The sequence below is a fragment of the Siccirubricoccus phaeus genome, from assembly GCF_008360935.1.
Classification (GTDB): domain Bacteria; phylum Pseudomonadota; class Alphaproteobacteria; order Acetobacterales; family Acetobacteraceae; genus Siccirubricoccus; species Siccirubricoccus phaeus.
In genome coordinates, this window is the sequence record NZ_SRXO01000021.1 from 60,419 (window position 1) to 73,826 (window position 13,408).

Here is a 13,408-nt window from a genome sequence, read left to right on the forward strand (position 1 = left end):
CGCTATTCCCGCGCCAGCAGCGTGGCGCAATCCAGCCCCGCCACCCCGCCCCAGTCGAAGACATCCTGGCGCAGCACCTGCAGCCCCTCCTTCAGGGCGTAGTGGCGGAACATGTCCTTCGACATGAAGGCCCGGCAATGCGGCGCCTTCAGCCAGTCATGCCCCGCCGTGTAGTTGGAATGGTGCAGGAAGGCGCGGCCACCGGGCGCCAGGATACGCCGCGCCTCGGCCAGATAGGCCCGGACCACGTCGCTGTCGAAATGCACCATGGCGTCGAAGCAATAGAGCAGGGTGATGCCGGCATCCGGCACCCCGTGCAGATCGTAGCCGCTATTGGCGATGTAGCTGAGGCGCGGGTCGTCGCCGAAGCGGCGGCGGCAGAAGGCGATGTTCTCCGGCCGGATGTCCACCAGGATGAGGCGCTGCGCCAGGGGCAGCAGCTTCGCGGCATTGCGGCCGCGGCCGGTGGCGAGGTCCAGCACGCAGGTGAAATCGGCGCCCTCGAGGAAGGGCAGGATCAGCCCGGTCCAGAGCGGCTCGAACACCTGCTCGGCGGCGTCGAAATAGGGATGCTCGGGCAGCCACAGATCGCCGGCATAGCGGGCGGCGGCGTCCAGGCGGGCCTCGGTCACCAGGCCGGGGCGCGGGTCGGCGGGGCGGCTCATGCCACCTGGGGTAGCATGCCGGTGGCGCGGGGCAAGGAAAACCGCGCCATGGGCGTTACAGGCGCGGGTTTGAAAGCCGGGGAAACTGCCGGCTGGCGGCAGGGGTCGCTCGCTACCGTGGACCGGACCCGGATTTCGGTGTGAGTTGTTCACCGGCCGGCCGTCCCGCCATGGATGAAAAAGCGTCCTGTCGCAGCGGATGATTCTCACAATGCGATGCGTCTTTTGCCGCTCGTCCCCACCGTCGGCAGCCAGCGCCGCCCGCTGCCCTGCCGCGGCAGGCTGCGCGAAACCCGGAGGGGAATCGGGCGATTCCGGGGCCCCGCGGCGCCGCGCAGCAACGTCATGGGGAAGCTTAAACGGGCACCCCCGCCGCATCCTTCGCCGTTCGGATCGTCTGCAGGGTCTGCACCCTGGCCACCTCCGGAGCCGCGGTCAGCCGCGAGGTCAGCGCATTCTCATGCGCCGTGTCCCGCGCCACCAGCCGCAGCAGGAAATCCCCGCCGCCGCGGATCATGTGGCACTCCCGCACCTCCGGCCATTCCTTCACCGCCCCCTCGAAGGCGGAGAGCACCGCCTCCTTCTGGCTCTCCAGCCCGACCAGGGCGAAGAAGGTGATCTCATAGCCCAGCGCCACCGGGTCCAGCTCCGCATGGTAGCCGCGGATGATCCCCTCCTCCTCCAGCCGCCGCACCCGGCGCAGGCAGGGCGGGGCGGAAAGGCCGACTCGGCGGGCCAGCTCCACATTGGTCATCCGACCATCCTGCTGCAGCTCGGCCAGGATCTGGCGGTCCACCTCATCGAGGGAAAAATCCGGGTCCGTTGGCATGCGCTCGCGTTTCGTTGCCGACTCTGGGCTCGGTGCGCAATATCATTGCTCGACCCGGAAGCTGCAAGCCGGGTGCTTGTGACAGCGCCATCCCCGACGAATATGCATGGCTGAGACGATTTGCCGGGAACCCTTCGCGTGCCAGAGACCCATCGCACCCGCCTGCTCATCCTCGGCGCCGGCCCGGCCGGCTATACGGCGGCCATCTACGCCGCGCGGGCCGGGCTGAAACCGCTGGTGGTCGCCGGGCTGCAGCCGGGCGGGCAGCTCACCATCACCACCGATGTCGAGAACTATCCGGGCTTCGCCGAGCCCATCCAGGGCCCCTGGCTGATGGAGCAGTTCCGCGCCCAGGCCGCGCATGTCGGCGCCGGGATCATGCAGGACGTGGTCACGGAGATCGACCTCTCGGCCCGCCCGATCCGGGCAAAGGGCGATTCCGGCGACACCTACCTGGCCGAGTCGCTGGTCATCGCCACCGGCGCCCAGGCGCGCTGGCTGGGGGTGCCGGGAGAGAAAGAACTCTCCGGCTTCGGCGTCTCCGCCTGCGCCACCTGCGACGGCTTCTTCTTCCGCGGCAAGCAGGTGGCGGTCATCGGCGGCGGCAACAGCGCGGTGGAGGAGGCGCTCTACCTCTCCAACCTCGCCGCCCATGTCACCGTGATCCATCGCCGCGAGGCCTTCCGGGCGGAGCGCATCCTGCAGGAACGGCTCTTCGCCAAGCCGAATATCCGCATCCTGTGGAACCGGGTGGTGGAGGAGATGCTGGCGACGGAGGGCAAATTCCGCGCCCTGCGTGCGCTGCGCACCCAAGACGTGCAGACCGGCGCCATCGAGGACCTGCCCTTCGACGGCGCCTTCGTCGCCATCGGCCACGACCCGGCGACGGCGCTCTTCCGCGGCCAGATCGGCATGGACGCCGATGGCTACATCCTGACCGAGCCGGGCAGCACCCGCACGAGCATCCCCGGCGTCTTCGCCGCCGGCGATGTGCAGGACCGCATCTACCGCCAGGCCGTCACCGCCGCCGGCACCGGCTGCATGGCCGCGCTGGAGGCGGAGAAATACCTCGCCCACCTGCCGGCCACCGCGCCCGCCATCGAAGCCTGGACCTGAGGCGCCCATGCCGCTCGATTGGGACAAGCTCCGCGTCTTCCATGCGGTCGCGGAAGCCGGCTCCTTCACCCATGCGGGGGAGACGCTGAATCTCAGCCAATCCGCCGTCTCCCGCCAGATCCAGGCGCTGGAGGAGGCGCTGCAGGTGCCGCTCTTCCACCGCCATGCGCGGGGGCTGATCCTGACCGAGCCGGGGGAGACGCTGAACCGCACGGTGCGGGAAGTCTTCGCCAAGCTGGCCATGACCGAAGCGCTGCTGACCGAAAGCCGGGAACGCCCCGCCGGAAGGCTGAAGGTGACCTGCACCACCGGCTTCGGCAGCACCTGGCTGGCACCAAGGCTCTCGCGCTTCCTGGCGCTCTACCCGGATGTCAGCGTGACCCTGCTGCTGGACGACAGCGACCTGGACCTGGCGATGCGGGAGGCGGACGTGGCCATCCGCATGCACCCGCCGCGGCAGCCGGACCTGATCCAGCGCCACCTGGCGAGCTTCGGCTGGCGGGTCTGCGGCGCGCCCGCCTATCTGAAATCCGCCGGCATCCCGCTCCGGGCAGAGGATCTGGACGCCCACCGGCTGATCGTCTGGGGCGACCACCGGCCGCCGATCGACGAGGTGAACTGGCTGAGCGAGGCCGGCCGCCGCCCCGGCGCTCCGCGCCGCGCCGCGGTGGAGGTGAACAGCCTGACCGGCATGCTGCGGGCGGTGCAGAGCGGGCTCGGCCTGGCCGCCCTGCCCGACTACATGGGCGCCGAGCTGGACGATCTGCTGCAGGTGCTGCCGGAGCTGAAGGCGCCGAAGCTGGATGCCTATTTCGTCTATCCGGAGGAGATGCGGCACTCCAAGCGGGTTTCGGTGTTCCGGGACTTTCTGGTAGCGGAATTGACCGCCCCCGGGTGATATGCACTCGGCGCATGGGTGGTGGCCGTTTTCACCAAAGCTGCATGACGAACCGAGGCGTAGGGTAGGGTCATTCCGATGCACTTCATCGGAACAGGGTTTCGGGGCTCGCCCCGGACTCCTTCGTCTCCCAGACGTGAAGCCTCCCTGTTGACTTGGCCCGCTGCCCGAAAGGACGGCGGGCTTTCTTTTTGTACTGTGCCAGGAGGGAGCCCGGGTGGCGGTCCGGCGGGCCTCCCAGGCTCCAGAAATCGAGGCTTCAGAAATCGAGCCTTCAGAAATCGACGCTCAGAAATCGATGCTGAGGATCAGCTTGCCAGCCCAGCGGTCGCTGGCATGGGTCAGCCCATGGCCGAGGCCGACATGCAGCCCGACCTTCTCCATCACGCGCAAATCGGCCGTCACGAAGAGCTGGTGCGCCTGGCCGCGGGGCGCCTCCGGCCGGTCGATGCGGCCGAATTCCATGTAGTGCTCAAGCCCAATCCAGACCCGGTCCGCCACCTGCCGCACTCCGCGCACCGCCGGCGCGAAGGTGGGGCCATCGCGGCCGAGCGGAACCTCCACGGCCGGGTTCAGGATGAGCTGCCAGGGGCCGTGCCGCAGGTCGAGGATCGGCCGCAGGGTCACCGCCCAATCCGCCGGGGCGAAGCGGTAGGATTGATGGTGCAATTCGATGTCGAACCCATAGGCCAGCGGCCGGTCGCCGGCGCCGGGAACGACGAAGCTGTTGCGCAGCTTGAACCCGCCGCCGAAGGTGTCGCCGGAAAACTCCCGCGCCACCGGGATGTAAAGGGCCACCTCGTGCCAGGGCGCGGTGGCGTAGCCGATCTCGGTCTCGACCAGCATGCCGTTGCGCGGCGCGCCCTCGCCGAGCCGTCCGCGCCGGCCGAAATTGAGGTGCTGGTTCAGGTCGAAGCCTCCGGTGGCGCCGATGCGGCCATCGAAGACCTGGAACTCATCGAACCCGGCAGCCCCCGCGGAGACGGGCAGCAGGAGCAGGGCACAGCGGAGGAAGCGGCGCATTCCCGGCGAACGCCGCGGCGGCCGTATTGTTCCGCTGGCTCGCTGATGTCCACGGGGCGGTGGCCGCCCGGCCGGTCGGGCACCGCGTCAGCCTTCGCCAGCACGGCGATCCGCCGACGCGGGGGCAGGAAATGCTGGAATGGCGGCGAACCCTTGTCGGCAGCGGCCTTCCGAAGGCGACGCCGCCTGCCGACATGGGCCATCCCAGGAGCGTGACCGGCCGAGATCGACTCGACCGAAACCGTGAATCACGCGACCAGACAATGAGCTGAAGCGGGATAGGTGAGCGAAGCTCGACCGATCCCGCTCAGGACGGCGCCCGAGGAAGGATGCCCCGCCTGCGGGGGCGGCGCCCCCGGGAGGCCTCCCCGCCAAGGCACTGCGGACGTCCCCGCCTCGCCTACCCCTTCAGCGGCAGCGCCACGAAGGCCCGGCCCCCGTCCCGCTCCACCTGCAGCGCGATCGCCGGCCGGTTCTCCCGCCGCGCCGCCGTCAGCGCCTCCTGCAGGTCGCGCGGCCCGCGCACCTGCCGGTCGCCGGCGCGCAGGATGACGTCGCCCGGCTGCAGCCCCTGCGCCGCCGCGATGCTGTCCGGCCGCACCGCCGCCACCACCACGCCCTGGCCGTCCCGCGCCGGGGCCAGGGCCAGGCCGAGGCTGCCGCCGAGATTGGCCCCCTGTCCCGCCTCGCCCTTCTCCTGCGCCCGCGCCTCCCGCGTATCCGGCACCTGGCCGACGGTCACGCGCAGCTCGCGCGCCTCGCCGTTCCGCAGCACGGCCACCGTCGTGGTGCTGCCCGGCCGCAGCTCCGCCACCGCCTCCGCCAGATCGCGCGGCAGGGCCAGCTCACGCCCGTTCACCCCGGTGATCACATCGCCCGGCTGCACGCCGGCCTTGGCCGCCGGGCCGTCCGGCTCCACCGCCGCGACCAGCGCGCCATGCGGGTGGTCCAGCTTCATCGCCTCGGCCAGGGTCGGGTCCAGCCGCTGCATGGAGACGCCGAGCCAGCCGCGCTCCACCCGCCCATGCTCCTTGAGCTGGGCGATGACGTTCTGCGCCAGCGCCGAGGGCACCGCGAAGCCGATGCCGATATTGCCGCCGGAGGGCGAGAAGATGGCGGCGTTCACCCCCACCACCTCGCCCGCCGCGTTGAACAGCGGCCCGCCGGAATTGCCCGGGTTGATCGAGGCATCGGTCTGGATGAAGTCGTCATAGGGGCCGGCGCCGATCTGCCGCCCGCGCGCCGAGACGATGCCGGCCGTCACGCTGCCGCCGAGGCCGAAGGGGTTGCCCATGGCCAGCACCCATTCGCCGACGCGCAGCTTGTCGCTGTCCCCGAAGGCCACGGCCTGCAGCGGGCTGCCGGCCTCCACCTTGATCAGCGCCAGATCGGTCTTCGGGTCGGTGCCGACGACGCGGGCCGGCAGCTCCCGCCCATCGGCCAGCTCCACCTTCACCGTATCGGCCTCGCCCACCACATGGTTGTTCGTCACGATGAAGCCGGCGGGGTCGACGATGAAGCCGCTGCCCTGGCCCATGATCCGGCGCGGCTGCCCGCCTTGCGGGAATTGCCGGAAGAAGCGCTCGAAGGGCGTGCCGCGCAGCTCCGGCGGCAATTCGGCCGGCGTCGCGCCTTCCGTATGGCCGGTGATGCTGATGCGCACCACGGCGGGCGCCACCCGAGCGGCGAGGTCGGCGAAATCCGGCCCCACCGGCCGCGGCAGGGCCAGCGCCGTCGCCGGCGCCGATTGCGCCAGGGCGGCGGAGGAGGGCACCAGCGGCACCAGCGCCGTGGTGGTGAGGGCCAGCGCCAGGGCGCCGGCGGCGGCGAGACGGGGAGGTTTCAGGAACATCGGGTCCCTCTTGCAAAGCGTGTCGCCGCATGCGCGGCTTGGGCCCATGGAACGCCCCGCCCCCTGCCCGGATGCTGCCGCCAACCATACGGATCGGTATGGTTCCGGGAGGATGCCGTGAAGATCCTGGTGGTGGAGGATGATGCGGAGACGGCGGAATGGCTCCGCCGCGGCCTGAGCGAGGCGGGGCATACCGTGGACCATGCGGCGGATGGCCGGGACGGGCTCTTCCTGGCCAGCGACGGGGGCTATGACGTGCTGGTGGTGGACCGCATGCTGCCGAAGCTGGACGGCATCGGCCTGGTCAAGGCGCTGCGGGCGGCGGGGGTGAAGACGCCGACGCTGTTCCTGACGGCCCGCGCCGGCGTCGGCGACCGGGTGGAGGGGCTGGAGGCCGGCGCCGACGACTATCTCGGAAAGCCCTTCGCCTTCGCCGAATTGCTGGCGCGGCTGAACGCCCTGGCGCGGCGGCCGCCGCTTTCCGCCGAGCCGACCGTGCTGCGCGTCGCCGATCTGGAAATGGACCTGCTGAAGCGCAGCGTGACCAGGGGCGGGCAGCGCATCGAGCTGCAGCCGCGGGAATTCCGGCTGCTGGAATTCCTGATGCGGCGGGAAGGCCAGGTGGTGACGCGGACCATGCTGCTGGAGGGGGTGTGGGATTTCCACTTCGATCCCAGGACCAGCGTGGTGGAAACCCATATCAGCCGGCTCCGGGCGAAGCTCGACCAGAACGGGGCGGCGCCGCTGATCCATACGCTGCGGGGCGCGGGGTACGTCATCCGGGCGCCATGACGACCAGCCGAATTCGCGAGGGCCCTGCCCCCTCGACCGCCCCCGCCATAGCGTCCCGTCGGCGCTGCGCAGCACCGCCGATGGGCTCTTCCCCAGGCCGTAAGGCCTTCGGAAGGCATGAATTCTGGCGCACGACCGCATTCAAGGTTACGCTCATCCACATCCTGCTGACGCTGCTCGGCACCATCGTCCTCTCCGGCATCGCCTGGTGGGCGACCACGCGATTCGCGCTGCAGCAGATCGCGGCGGAGGTGGAGCGGGATACCGGCGTGCTGCTGCAATCGGCGCAGCTCGGCGGGCCGCGCAGCCTGGCCCTGGCCATCGAGGCGCGTATCGCCGCCGACCCGAGCGGCACCCAGTATTTCCTGCTCGCCACCGCCAACGGCACCCACCTCGCCGGCAACCTCGCCCGGGCGCCGCGCGGGCCGGGCTGGGAGACCCTGCAACTGGAACGGCCCGGCCCCGCCCCGCCTGGCGAATTGCTGGCCTTCGGCACCCCGCTGCCGGGCGGCGCCTTCCTCACCGTGGCGCGGGACATCGCGCCGGTACGGGCGCTGGAGGCGACGCTGCTCGGCGCCGCCGGCTGGGTGGGCGGGGCGGCGCTGCTGCTGGGCCTGGGCGGCGGCGTGCTGCTGGGCCGCGGCGCCACCCGCCGCGCCGCCGCCATGGAGGCCGCCCTGGCCCGCATCGAGGCCGGCGAGATGACCCACCGCCTGCCCCTCCGCGGCAGCGGCGACGATTACGACCGGCTGGCGGCGCGCATCAACGCCACGCTGGATCGCCTGGCCTCGCTGATGACGACCTTGCGCCAGGTGACGGACGACATCGCGCATGATCTGCGCACGCCGCTGAACCGCCTGCGCCAGCGGCTGGAAGCCGGGCTGCGCAGCGGCGACACGCAAGGCGCCAGCGAGGCCGCGCTGGCCGAGGCGGACAAGCTGCTGGACATCTTCGCCGCGCTGCTGCGCATCGCCCAGGTGGAGGCCGGCGCCCGCCGCGCCGGCTTCGCCCCCTGCGACCTTTCCGCCATCGCCGAGAGCGCCGCCGAGGTCTATGCCCCCGCCGCCGAGGAGCGCGGCCAGGCGCTGGAGGTGGCCATCGCCCCCGGCATCACCTGCCAGGGCGACCGGGAGCTGCTGACCCAGGCCCTGGCCAACCTGCTGGACAATGCGGTGAAGCATGGGCGACAGGGCGGCCGCATCCGCCTGGCGCTGGATGCCGGGGCGATCACCGTGGCGGATGACGGCCCCGGCATCCCGCCCGAGGAGCGCGAATTGGTCCTCCGCCGCTTCTACCGGCGCGACGCCGCCCGCAGCACGCCGGGCAACGGGCTCGGCCTGGCGCTGGTCGCGGCGGTGGCGGAGCTGCACGGCATGGCGCTGCGGCTGGAGGACAACGCGCCTGGGCTGCGGGTCGTGCTTGCGCTGCCGAGGTGAGCGGGAGGCTGGCGCCCGGCCGTCGCGGCCGGGGTATGCCGGCGGGTCGGTGGAGCGGCGGCCGTGACGAGCAGCAGGTCGACGTGGCGGCACGGCCATCGTCGGGCGCCGAATCCGGGCGGCGGGGCGCTTCGGCAAAGCCGTAACTGCCACGGTGCTCGGCCCGGTCAAAGGGTGGGTCCTCGCCATGCTCGGGCTGCGCCCTGCGCGTGGCTGCGGTCCCGGCCCGCAAGCGGGCCGCCTTTGACCGGGCCTGCGCGCCATGCCCAACCGAACCCGTCGGGACGAGGGGCGCCGCCCATCGCCCGCTGCCGCGGGCGTTCGACCCCCGCCTCCGGCGCGGATCGAACAAGGGGCATGTGCTTAAGGGCCGGCCGGCCATCCATCTCGCCCCATGAAACGGGCATCGTCTTCCCCAACGGGGCGTTAGGCAGCGGTCGAGGCGCTTGCGCCGGCTACCGGCGCGGCTGCGGCGCGGCCTCCATCGCCGCACTGTCCTTCCAGAGATCGGGCACCTGCCCCTGCGGCACCTTGCGGCAATCCAGCGCCGTGCCGGGCGGCACCGCCTGCTGCTGCCGGTGCAGCGCGGCGAGGCTCTCCCGCGTGGCCTTGCCCTCGATCCGCTGGCCCAGATTGCGCGCCAGATCCTTGCCGTCCATGTGGCTTCTCCTCCTTGGCTGGGACAGGCGAAACGCCGCGGACGACCGGTCGATCCCCGGCCCGGCCCTGCATGCCGGGCAAGGCTGGGTCGAGCCACCCGATCCTCGCCAGGGCCCGCCCCTGAAGCCGGCGAACCCCCAGGCCCCGGGGCGGCTTCGGCGCCTTTGTTCAACGCCCCTCACGAGGCGACAAGGCAGCCGGGTATTTCGACACAGTTACGTGACGATGGGCTTTTACGGTAGAATTCCGGCAGACGTGGCGGCCGCTTTGGTTTATGTACGCCGCATTAACGCGCATTTTTCTCATAAATTGCGCATTGCTTTAATTCATGAGGTTCCTGGCCCCCATGTCCACCCGCCCCATTCTCATCGTTGAAGACGATGCGGACCTCCGCGCCACCCTCGCGGAACATATCAGCCAGACCGGCGAGTTCGCCGCCGAGGAGGCGGGTAGCGCCGCCGCGGCCGAACAGATGCTGGGGCAGGCCAATGCCCGTTACGATGCCATCCTGCTGGATGTCGGCCTGCCGGACGGCGACGGCCGCACCTTCTGCGCCAAGCTCCGGCGGGACGGCATGAAGATGCCCGTCATCATGCTGACCGGGCATGGCGAGGAGCGGGATGTGATCAACGGCCTCGACGCAGGGGCCAATGACTATGTCGCCAAGCCCTTCCGCCTGCACGAGCTGCTTGCCCGCGTCCGCGCCCAGCTGCGGGTGTTCGACAATTCGGAGGACGCGGTCTTCACCGTTGGACCTTACATCTTCCGCCCGGCTGCGCGGCTGCTGCTGGAGACGGGCCGGAACCGCAAGATCCGGCTGACGGCCAAGGAGAGCAACATCCTGAAATTCCTCTACCGCGCGGCGGGCCAGCCCGTGTCGCGGGAGGTCCTGCTGAACGAGGTGTGGGGCTACCACAGCGCCGTCGCCACCCACACCTTGGAGACGCATATCTACCGGCTGCGGCAGAAGATCGAGGCCGAACCAAGCCGTCCGCAGCTCCTGCTGACGACGAGCGGAAGCTATCGGCTGGCGGCCTAGAGCGTGATCGGTTGAGGTCGAATCGACCGAAACCGTGAATCACGCGAGCGAACAATGAGCTAGAGCGGGGCGGGTGAGCGTAGCTCAACCGATCCCGCTCCAGTGCCCTGCCCGTGAAGTTCGGTGGATTTCCAGCGAACGCAGCGGGCAGGACACTGGACCCGTACCGGCCCGACCGCGCCGGGCCGATCCAGGTGCGGCCAGCTTGGTGCGGCCAGCCTGGCGCCGGCGACCTCGCAGCCTGAGCATCGTCGCCAGGGGCCCGGGCGTCTCCGGCATGAGCCGCGCCGAAGCCGCGGGCGGGCGACCGTGCCGCGGGCTGCGCGAATCGTGGCCCGGCGGTCGCGCCGCGGCGGCGAATGGCCGCCGCGCAAGCGCCCCTCCTCCTCGCCCCGTGCCGCCGCCACGTAACTCCCGCGCCCCAGCCGGCGAAGCCCCTGCATCCTCGGAAGGAGCAGGCGGGCGATGGACACCAGGCGCATTCTCAGGCTGCTGTGCTGGCCGGCGGCGATCTGGATCGCCTATGAGCTGCTCTGGTACGAGCAGTACAAGCTGACCGGCAATGAAGGCTCGGTCTATCTCTTCACCATCCTTTCCAACTGGCTCGGTACGCCGGGCGGCGAGAAGCCCTTCCGCCTCTTCGTCGCCGGCATGGAGATCGCCGCCGCGGTGCTGGTGCTGATCCCCCGCACCCAGGCCTTCGGCGGGATCTTCGCCGCCGGCATCATGGCCGGCGCCATCTTCTTCCACACCGTCAGCCCGCTGGGCATCGACCCCTATGGCGATGGCGGGGTGCTGTTCAAGGAAGCCTGCTTCACCTTCGTCATGGGCCTCTTCATCGCCGCGGTGCGACGGGAGGAGCTGCTCGCGCTGGCCCGCCGGCTGCTGCGGCCGGGCAAGGCGGCGGCGGCATGAGCGCCTTCCCCTCCGCCCGGCCCGAGGCCACGGCCGGCACCGCCGGGCGCAGTCTCGCCCGCCCGCCGCGCGATCTGCGGCTGGACGTGGTCCGCGGCTGGATGCAGCTTTCCATCTTCATCTCGCATGTCGCGGGCAGCGCCTTCGCCTGGGCCATCCATGCGAGCTGGGGCCTCTCCGACAGTTCCGAGCAATTCGTCCTGCTCTCCGGCCTCACCCTCGGCTCCGTCTTCACCCTGAAGGCGGCGCGGGACGGGGCGGCGATGGCGCGGGCGGATCTGCGAAGCCGGACGCTCCGGCTCTACGGCACGCATCTGCTGGTCTTCGCCGGCTTCGCCGCCATGGTCTTCGCCCTGGGGCTGGTGCCGGCGCTGCGCGGCGATGTCATGGGCTTCGGCTGGTGCTGGCTGGCGGAGGCGCCCTGGCTCGCCCTGCCGGCCGCCGCGACCATGCTCTACCAGCCGGAATTCATGGGCATATTGCCGGTCTTCGTCTGGTGCATGCTGCTGCTGCCGGGCTTCCTGGCGCTGGCCGGGCGCTGCGGCGCCTGGGCGCTGCTGCCGAGCCTCGCCGCCTGGGGCGCGGTGCAGCTCGGCTGGGTGGCGCTGCCGGGGCTGGGCGGGCGGGACCTGGAATTCGATCCGCTGGCCTGGCAGCTCATCTTCCTCATCGGCGCCTATGCCGGGCGGCTGGCGCTGCTGCGCGGCGGGCTGCCGCGGCACCGGGGGCTGACCCTGGCGGCGGCGGCGGTGGTGGCGCTGGGCCTGCTGGCGCGGCTGGTGGAGCATGGGCTGCTGCCCGGCCCCGCCCTGGCGGCGGCGGCGCTGCAGCACAAGGAGGTGCTGGCGCCGGCCCGGCTGCTGCATGCCCTGGCGCTGGCCTGGCTGGTGGCGGCGCTGGTGCCGCGGGAGGCAGGGTGGATGCGCCTCGCCCCCTTGCAATGGCTGGCCGCGATCGGCCGGCACAGCCTCGGCGTGTTCTGCGTCGGGCTGTTCCTGGCGCATGGCGCGACGGTGGCGCTGCGCCTCTGGCCGGCCCAGGCGGGGTGGCTGGACCCGGTGCTGATCGGCACCGGAATCGCGGTGCTGGGCGGGGTGGCGCTGCGGGCGGAGCGGCGCCGGGCGCCGCCGCCGCCCTGGCGGACAGTGGCGGCCATGGGGTGAGCGGGGCGGGGGCGCTTTCCCGCACCCCACCGGGCCTGCGGCACCGCGCCGTCCCGGTGGCGGCCGCTTAACCTCTCAGCGACCTCTCCCTGTCACGCTGCGCCGGCTTTCCCCTCCAGGACGGAGACCCCCCGTGCCTGGAGGCTGCCATGAATGTCGTCCCCGCCCTGCCCGATCGCCATGCTTCCTATACGACGAGGAGCATCACGGCTGGCGCCGTTTCGGCGCTGCTGCTGACCGGCGCCTGCGCGCCGGTGGCCACGGTGACGCCGGTTGCGGTGGCGACGCCGGTCTGGGCGACACCTGTCGTGGCGGCGTCGGCCTACGCGGTGACGCCATTCATTGCCACGCCGGTGGTGGCTGCGGCGCCGGTCGTGACGGCCAGTCCGGTGGTGGCTGCGGCACCGTTGGTCACCACGGTGCCGATGATGGCGGGAGCGCCGATGGTCGCCGCGGCGCCGGTCGTGGTGCCAGCCCCAGGCGTCGTGTCGGCCCCCGTGGTTGCCGCAGCGCCGATGGTGGCCGCCCCGCTGAGCGTGACCTATACGCAGGGCATCGTTTCCACTCTCCGCTAGAGCGGGATCGGTTGAGCTGCACTCACCCGCCTCGCTCTGGCTCATTGTTCGGTCGCGTGATTCACGGTTTCGGTCGATGCGACCTCAACCGATCACGCTCTAGTGGCCTGCCCCGCGAAGTTCGCTGGATTCCAGCGAACGCAGCGGACAAGCAGCCACTAAAAACGATAGCTAGTGGCCCGAGAACGACGTCCGCAGGGCTCCGAATCGGGACACTGGAGCAGCCTCCGATCTGACGGATCACGACGTGATCCGTCAGATCGGAGACAACATGCTCCGGACGTTACATTTCTAGAGCGGGATCGGTCGAAGGCTGAATCGACCGAAACCGTGAATCACGCGACCGGACAGTCAGCCAGAGCGGAACGGGTGAGCGGCGCCAACCGATCCCGCTCTGAGCGCGATCGCCTGGCGCGAATGACGCGAGCATCGCGCGCACCTCGGT

General features: G+C 71.1%; 13 protein-coding genes. 8 read left to right on the top strand and 5 right to left on the bottom strand.

Going from position 1 to position 13,408, the window contains the following annotated elements:
* Positions 1–2: 2 nt before the first annotated feature.
* Both E5N76_RS29765 and E5N76_RS23280 read right to left on the bottom strand, forming a co-directional pair.
* Positions 3–665 carry a class I SAM-dependent methyltransferase gene (locus tag E5N76_RS29765; protein WP_187830341.1) on the bottom strand — a complete coding sequence of 221 codons (663 nt, stop codon included), beginning with the start codon at positions 663–665 and terminating at the stop codon, positions 3–5.
* Between the two features lie 355 nt (positions 666–1,020).
* A complete protein-coding gene (locus E5N76_RS23280; RefSeq protein WP_149539716.1) occupies positions 1,021–1,494 on the bottom strand; it encodes an Lrp/AsnC family transcriptional regulator in 474 nt (157 codons plus the stop codon).
* Between the two features lie 138 nt (positions 1,495–1,632).
* Here E5N76_RS23280 and trxB point away from each other — a divergent pair, with 138 nt between their 5' ends.
* Together trxB and E5N76_RS23290 are read left to right on the top strand one after the other, a co-directional pair.
* Complete coding sequence (gene trxB, locus E5N76_RS23285) at positions 1,633–2,610, top strand: thioredoxin-disulfide reductase (protein ID WP_149539717.1); 978 nt, start codon at positions 1,633–1,635, stop codon at positions 2,608–2,610.
* Positions 2,611–2,617: 7 nt separating this feature from the next.
* Complete coding sequence (locus E5N76_RS23290) at positions 2,618–3,508, top strand: LysR family transcriptional regulator (protein ID WP_149539718.1); 891 nt, start codon at positions 2,618–2,620, stop codon at positions 3,506–3,508.
* Positions 3,509–3,796: 288 nt separating this feature from the next.
* Here the strand turns inward: E5N76_RS23290 and E5N76_RS23295 are convergent, their stop codons facing one another.
* Both E5N76_RS23295 and E5N76_RS23300 read right to left on the bottom strand, forming a co-directional pair.
* Entirely contained in the window at positions 3,797–4,531 is a 735-nt protein-coding gene (locus E5N76_RS23295) for a hypothetical protein (protein WP_149539719.1), read from the bottom strand.
* Between the two features lie 400 nt (positions 4,532–4,931).
* On the bottom strand, positions 4,932–6,383 hold the full coding sequence (locus tag E5N76_RS23300) for a DegQ family serine endoprotease (RefSeq protein WP_187830342.1): 1,452 nt from the start codon (positions 6,381–6,383) through the stop codon (positions 4,932–4,934).
* 117 nt (positions 6,384–6,500) lie between these two features.
* Between E5N76_RS23300 and E5N76_RS23305 the strand changes: the two genes are divergently transcribed.
* Positions 6,501–7,175 (top strand): winged helix-turn-helix domain-containing protein, encoded by a 675-nt coding sequence (locus E5N76_RS23305; RefSeq protein WP_149539721.1) that lies wholly within the window; start codon positions 6,501–6,503, stop codon positions 7,173–7,175.
* Between the two features lie 80 nt (positions 7,176–7,255).
* Positions 7,256–8,611, top strand: coding sequence for a sensor histidine kinase (locus E5N76_RS23310; RefSeq protein ID WP_187830343.1), 1,356 nt, complete (start codon positions 7,256–7,258; stop codon positions 8,609–8,611).
* Positions 8,612–9,066: 455 nt separating this feature from the next.
* On the opposite strand, the gene E5N76_RS23315 is transcribed toward E5N76_RS23310, so the two are convergent.
* Positions 9,067–9,270 (bottom strand): hypothetical protein, encoded by a 204-nt coding sequence (locus E5N76_RS23315; protein ID WP_149539723.1) that lies wholly within the window; start codon positions 9,268–9,270, stop codon positions 9,067–9,069.
* A gap of 329 nt (positions 9,271–9,599) precedes the next feature.
* On the opposite strand from E5N76_RS23315, the gene E5N76_RS23320 reads away from it, so the two are divergent.
* The 4 genes from E5N76_RS23320 to E5N76_RS29770 all read left to right on the top strand — a co-directional run bounded on the left by E5N76_RS23320 (position 9,600) and on the right by E5N76_RS29770 (position 12,963).
* Positions 9,600–10,310, top strand: coding sequence for a response regulator transcription factor (locus E5N76_RS23320; protein ID WP_235907844.1), 711 nt, complete (start codon positions 9,600–9,602; stop codon positions 10,308–10,310).
* A 465-nt stretch (positions 10,311–10,775) separates the two neighbouring features.
* Positions 10,776–11,225, top strand: a complete 450-nt coding sequence (locus E5N76_RS23325; protein WP_149539725.1) for a DoxX family protein — start codon at positions 10,776–10,778, stop codon at positions 11,223–11,225.
* The gene (opgC, locus tag E5N76_RS23330) at positions 11,222–12,388 is read left to right on the top strand and encodes an OpgC domain-containing protein (RefSeq protein WP_149539726.1); all 1,167 of its coding nucleotides are present in this window, start codon (positions 11,222–11,224) and stop codon (positions 12,386–12,388) included. The genes E5N76_RS23325 and opgC overlap by 4 nt, the downstream gene beginning before the upstream one ends.
* Positions 12,389–12,537: 149 nt before the next feature.
* Entirely contained in the window at positions 12,538–12,963 is a 426-nt protein-coding gene (locus E5N76_RS29770; RefSeq protein ID WP_187830344.1) for a hypothetical protein, read from the top strand.
* The last annotated feature ends 445 nt before the right edge of the window (positions 12,964–13,408 follow it).

Coding starts and splice junctions, on each gene's coding strand:
- E5N76_RS23300 (WP_187830342.1), bottom strand. CDS start 6,383: ATGTTCCTGAAACCTCCCCGTCTCGCCGCCGCCGGCGCCCTGGCGCTG.
- E5N76_RS29765 (WP_187830341.1), bottom strand. CDS start 665: ATGAGCCGCCCCGCCGACCCGCGCCCCGGCCTGGTGACCGAGGCCCGC.
- E5N76_RS23325 (WP_149539725.1), top strand. CDS start 10,776: ATGGACACCAGGCGCATTCTCAGGCTGCTGTGCTGGCCGGCGGCGATC.
- E5N76_RS23280 (WP_149539716.1), bottom strand. CDS start 1,494: ATGCCAACGGACCCGGATTTTTCCCTCGATGAGGTGGACCGCCAGATC.
- E5N76_RS23315 (WP_149539723.1), bottom strand. CDS start 9,270: ATGGACGGCAAGGATCTGGCGCGCAATCTGGGCCAGCGGATCGAGGGC.
- opgC (WP_149539726.1), top strand. CDS start 11,222: ATGAGCGCCTTCCCCTCCGCCCGGCCCGAGGCCACGGCCGGCACCGCC.
- E5N76_RS29770 (WP_187830344.1), top strand. CDS start 12,538: ATGAATGTCGTCCCCGCCCTGCCCGATCGCCATGCTTCCTATACGACG.
- E5N76_RS23295 (WP_149539719.1), bottom strand. CDS start 4,531: ATGCGCCGCTTCCTCCGCTGTGCCCTGCTCCTGCTGCCCGTCTCCGCG.
- E5N76_RS23310 (WP_187830343.1), top strand. CDS start 7,256: ATGGGCTCTTCCCCAGGCCGTAAGGCCTTCGGAAGGCATGAATTCTGG.
- E5N76_RS23290 (WP_149539718.1), top strand. CDS start 2,618: ATGCCGCTCGATTGGGACAAGCTCCGCGTCTTCCATGCGGTCGCGGAA.
- E5N76_RS23320 (WP_235907844.1), top strand. CDS start 9,600: ATGAGGTTCCTGGCCCCCATGTCCACCCGCCCCATTCTCATCGTTGAA.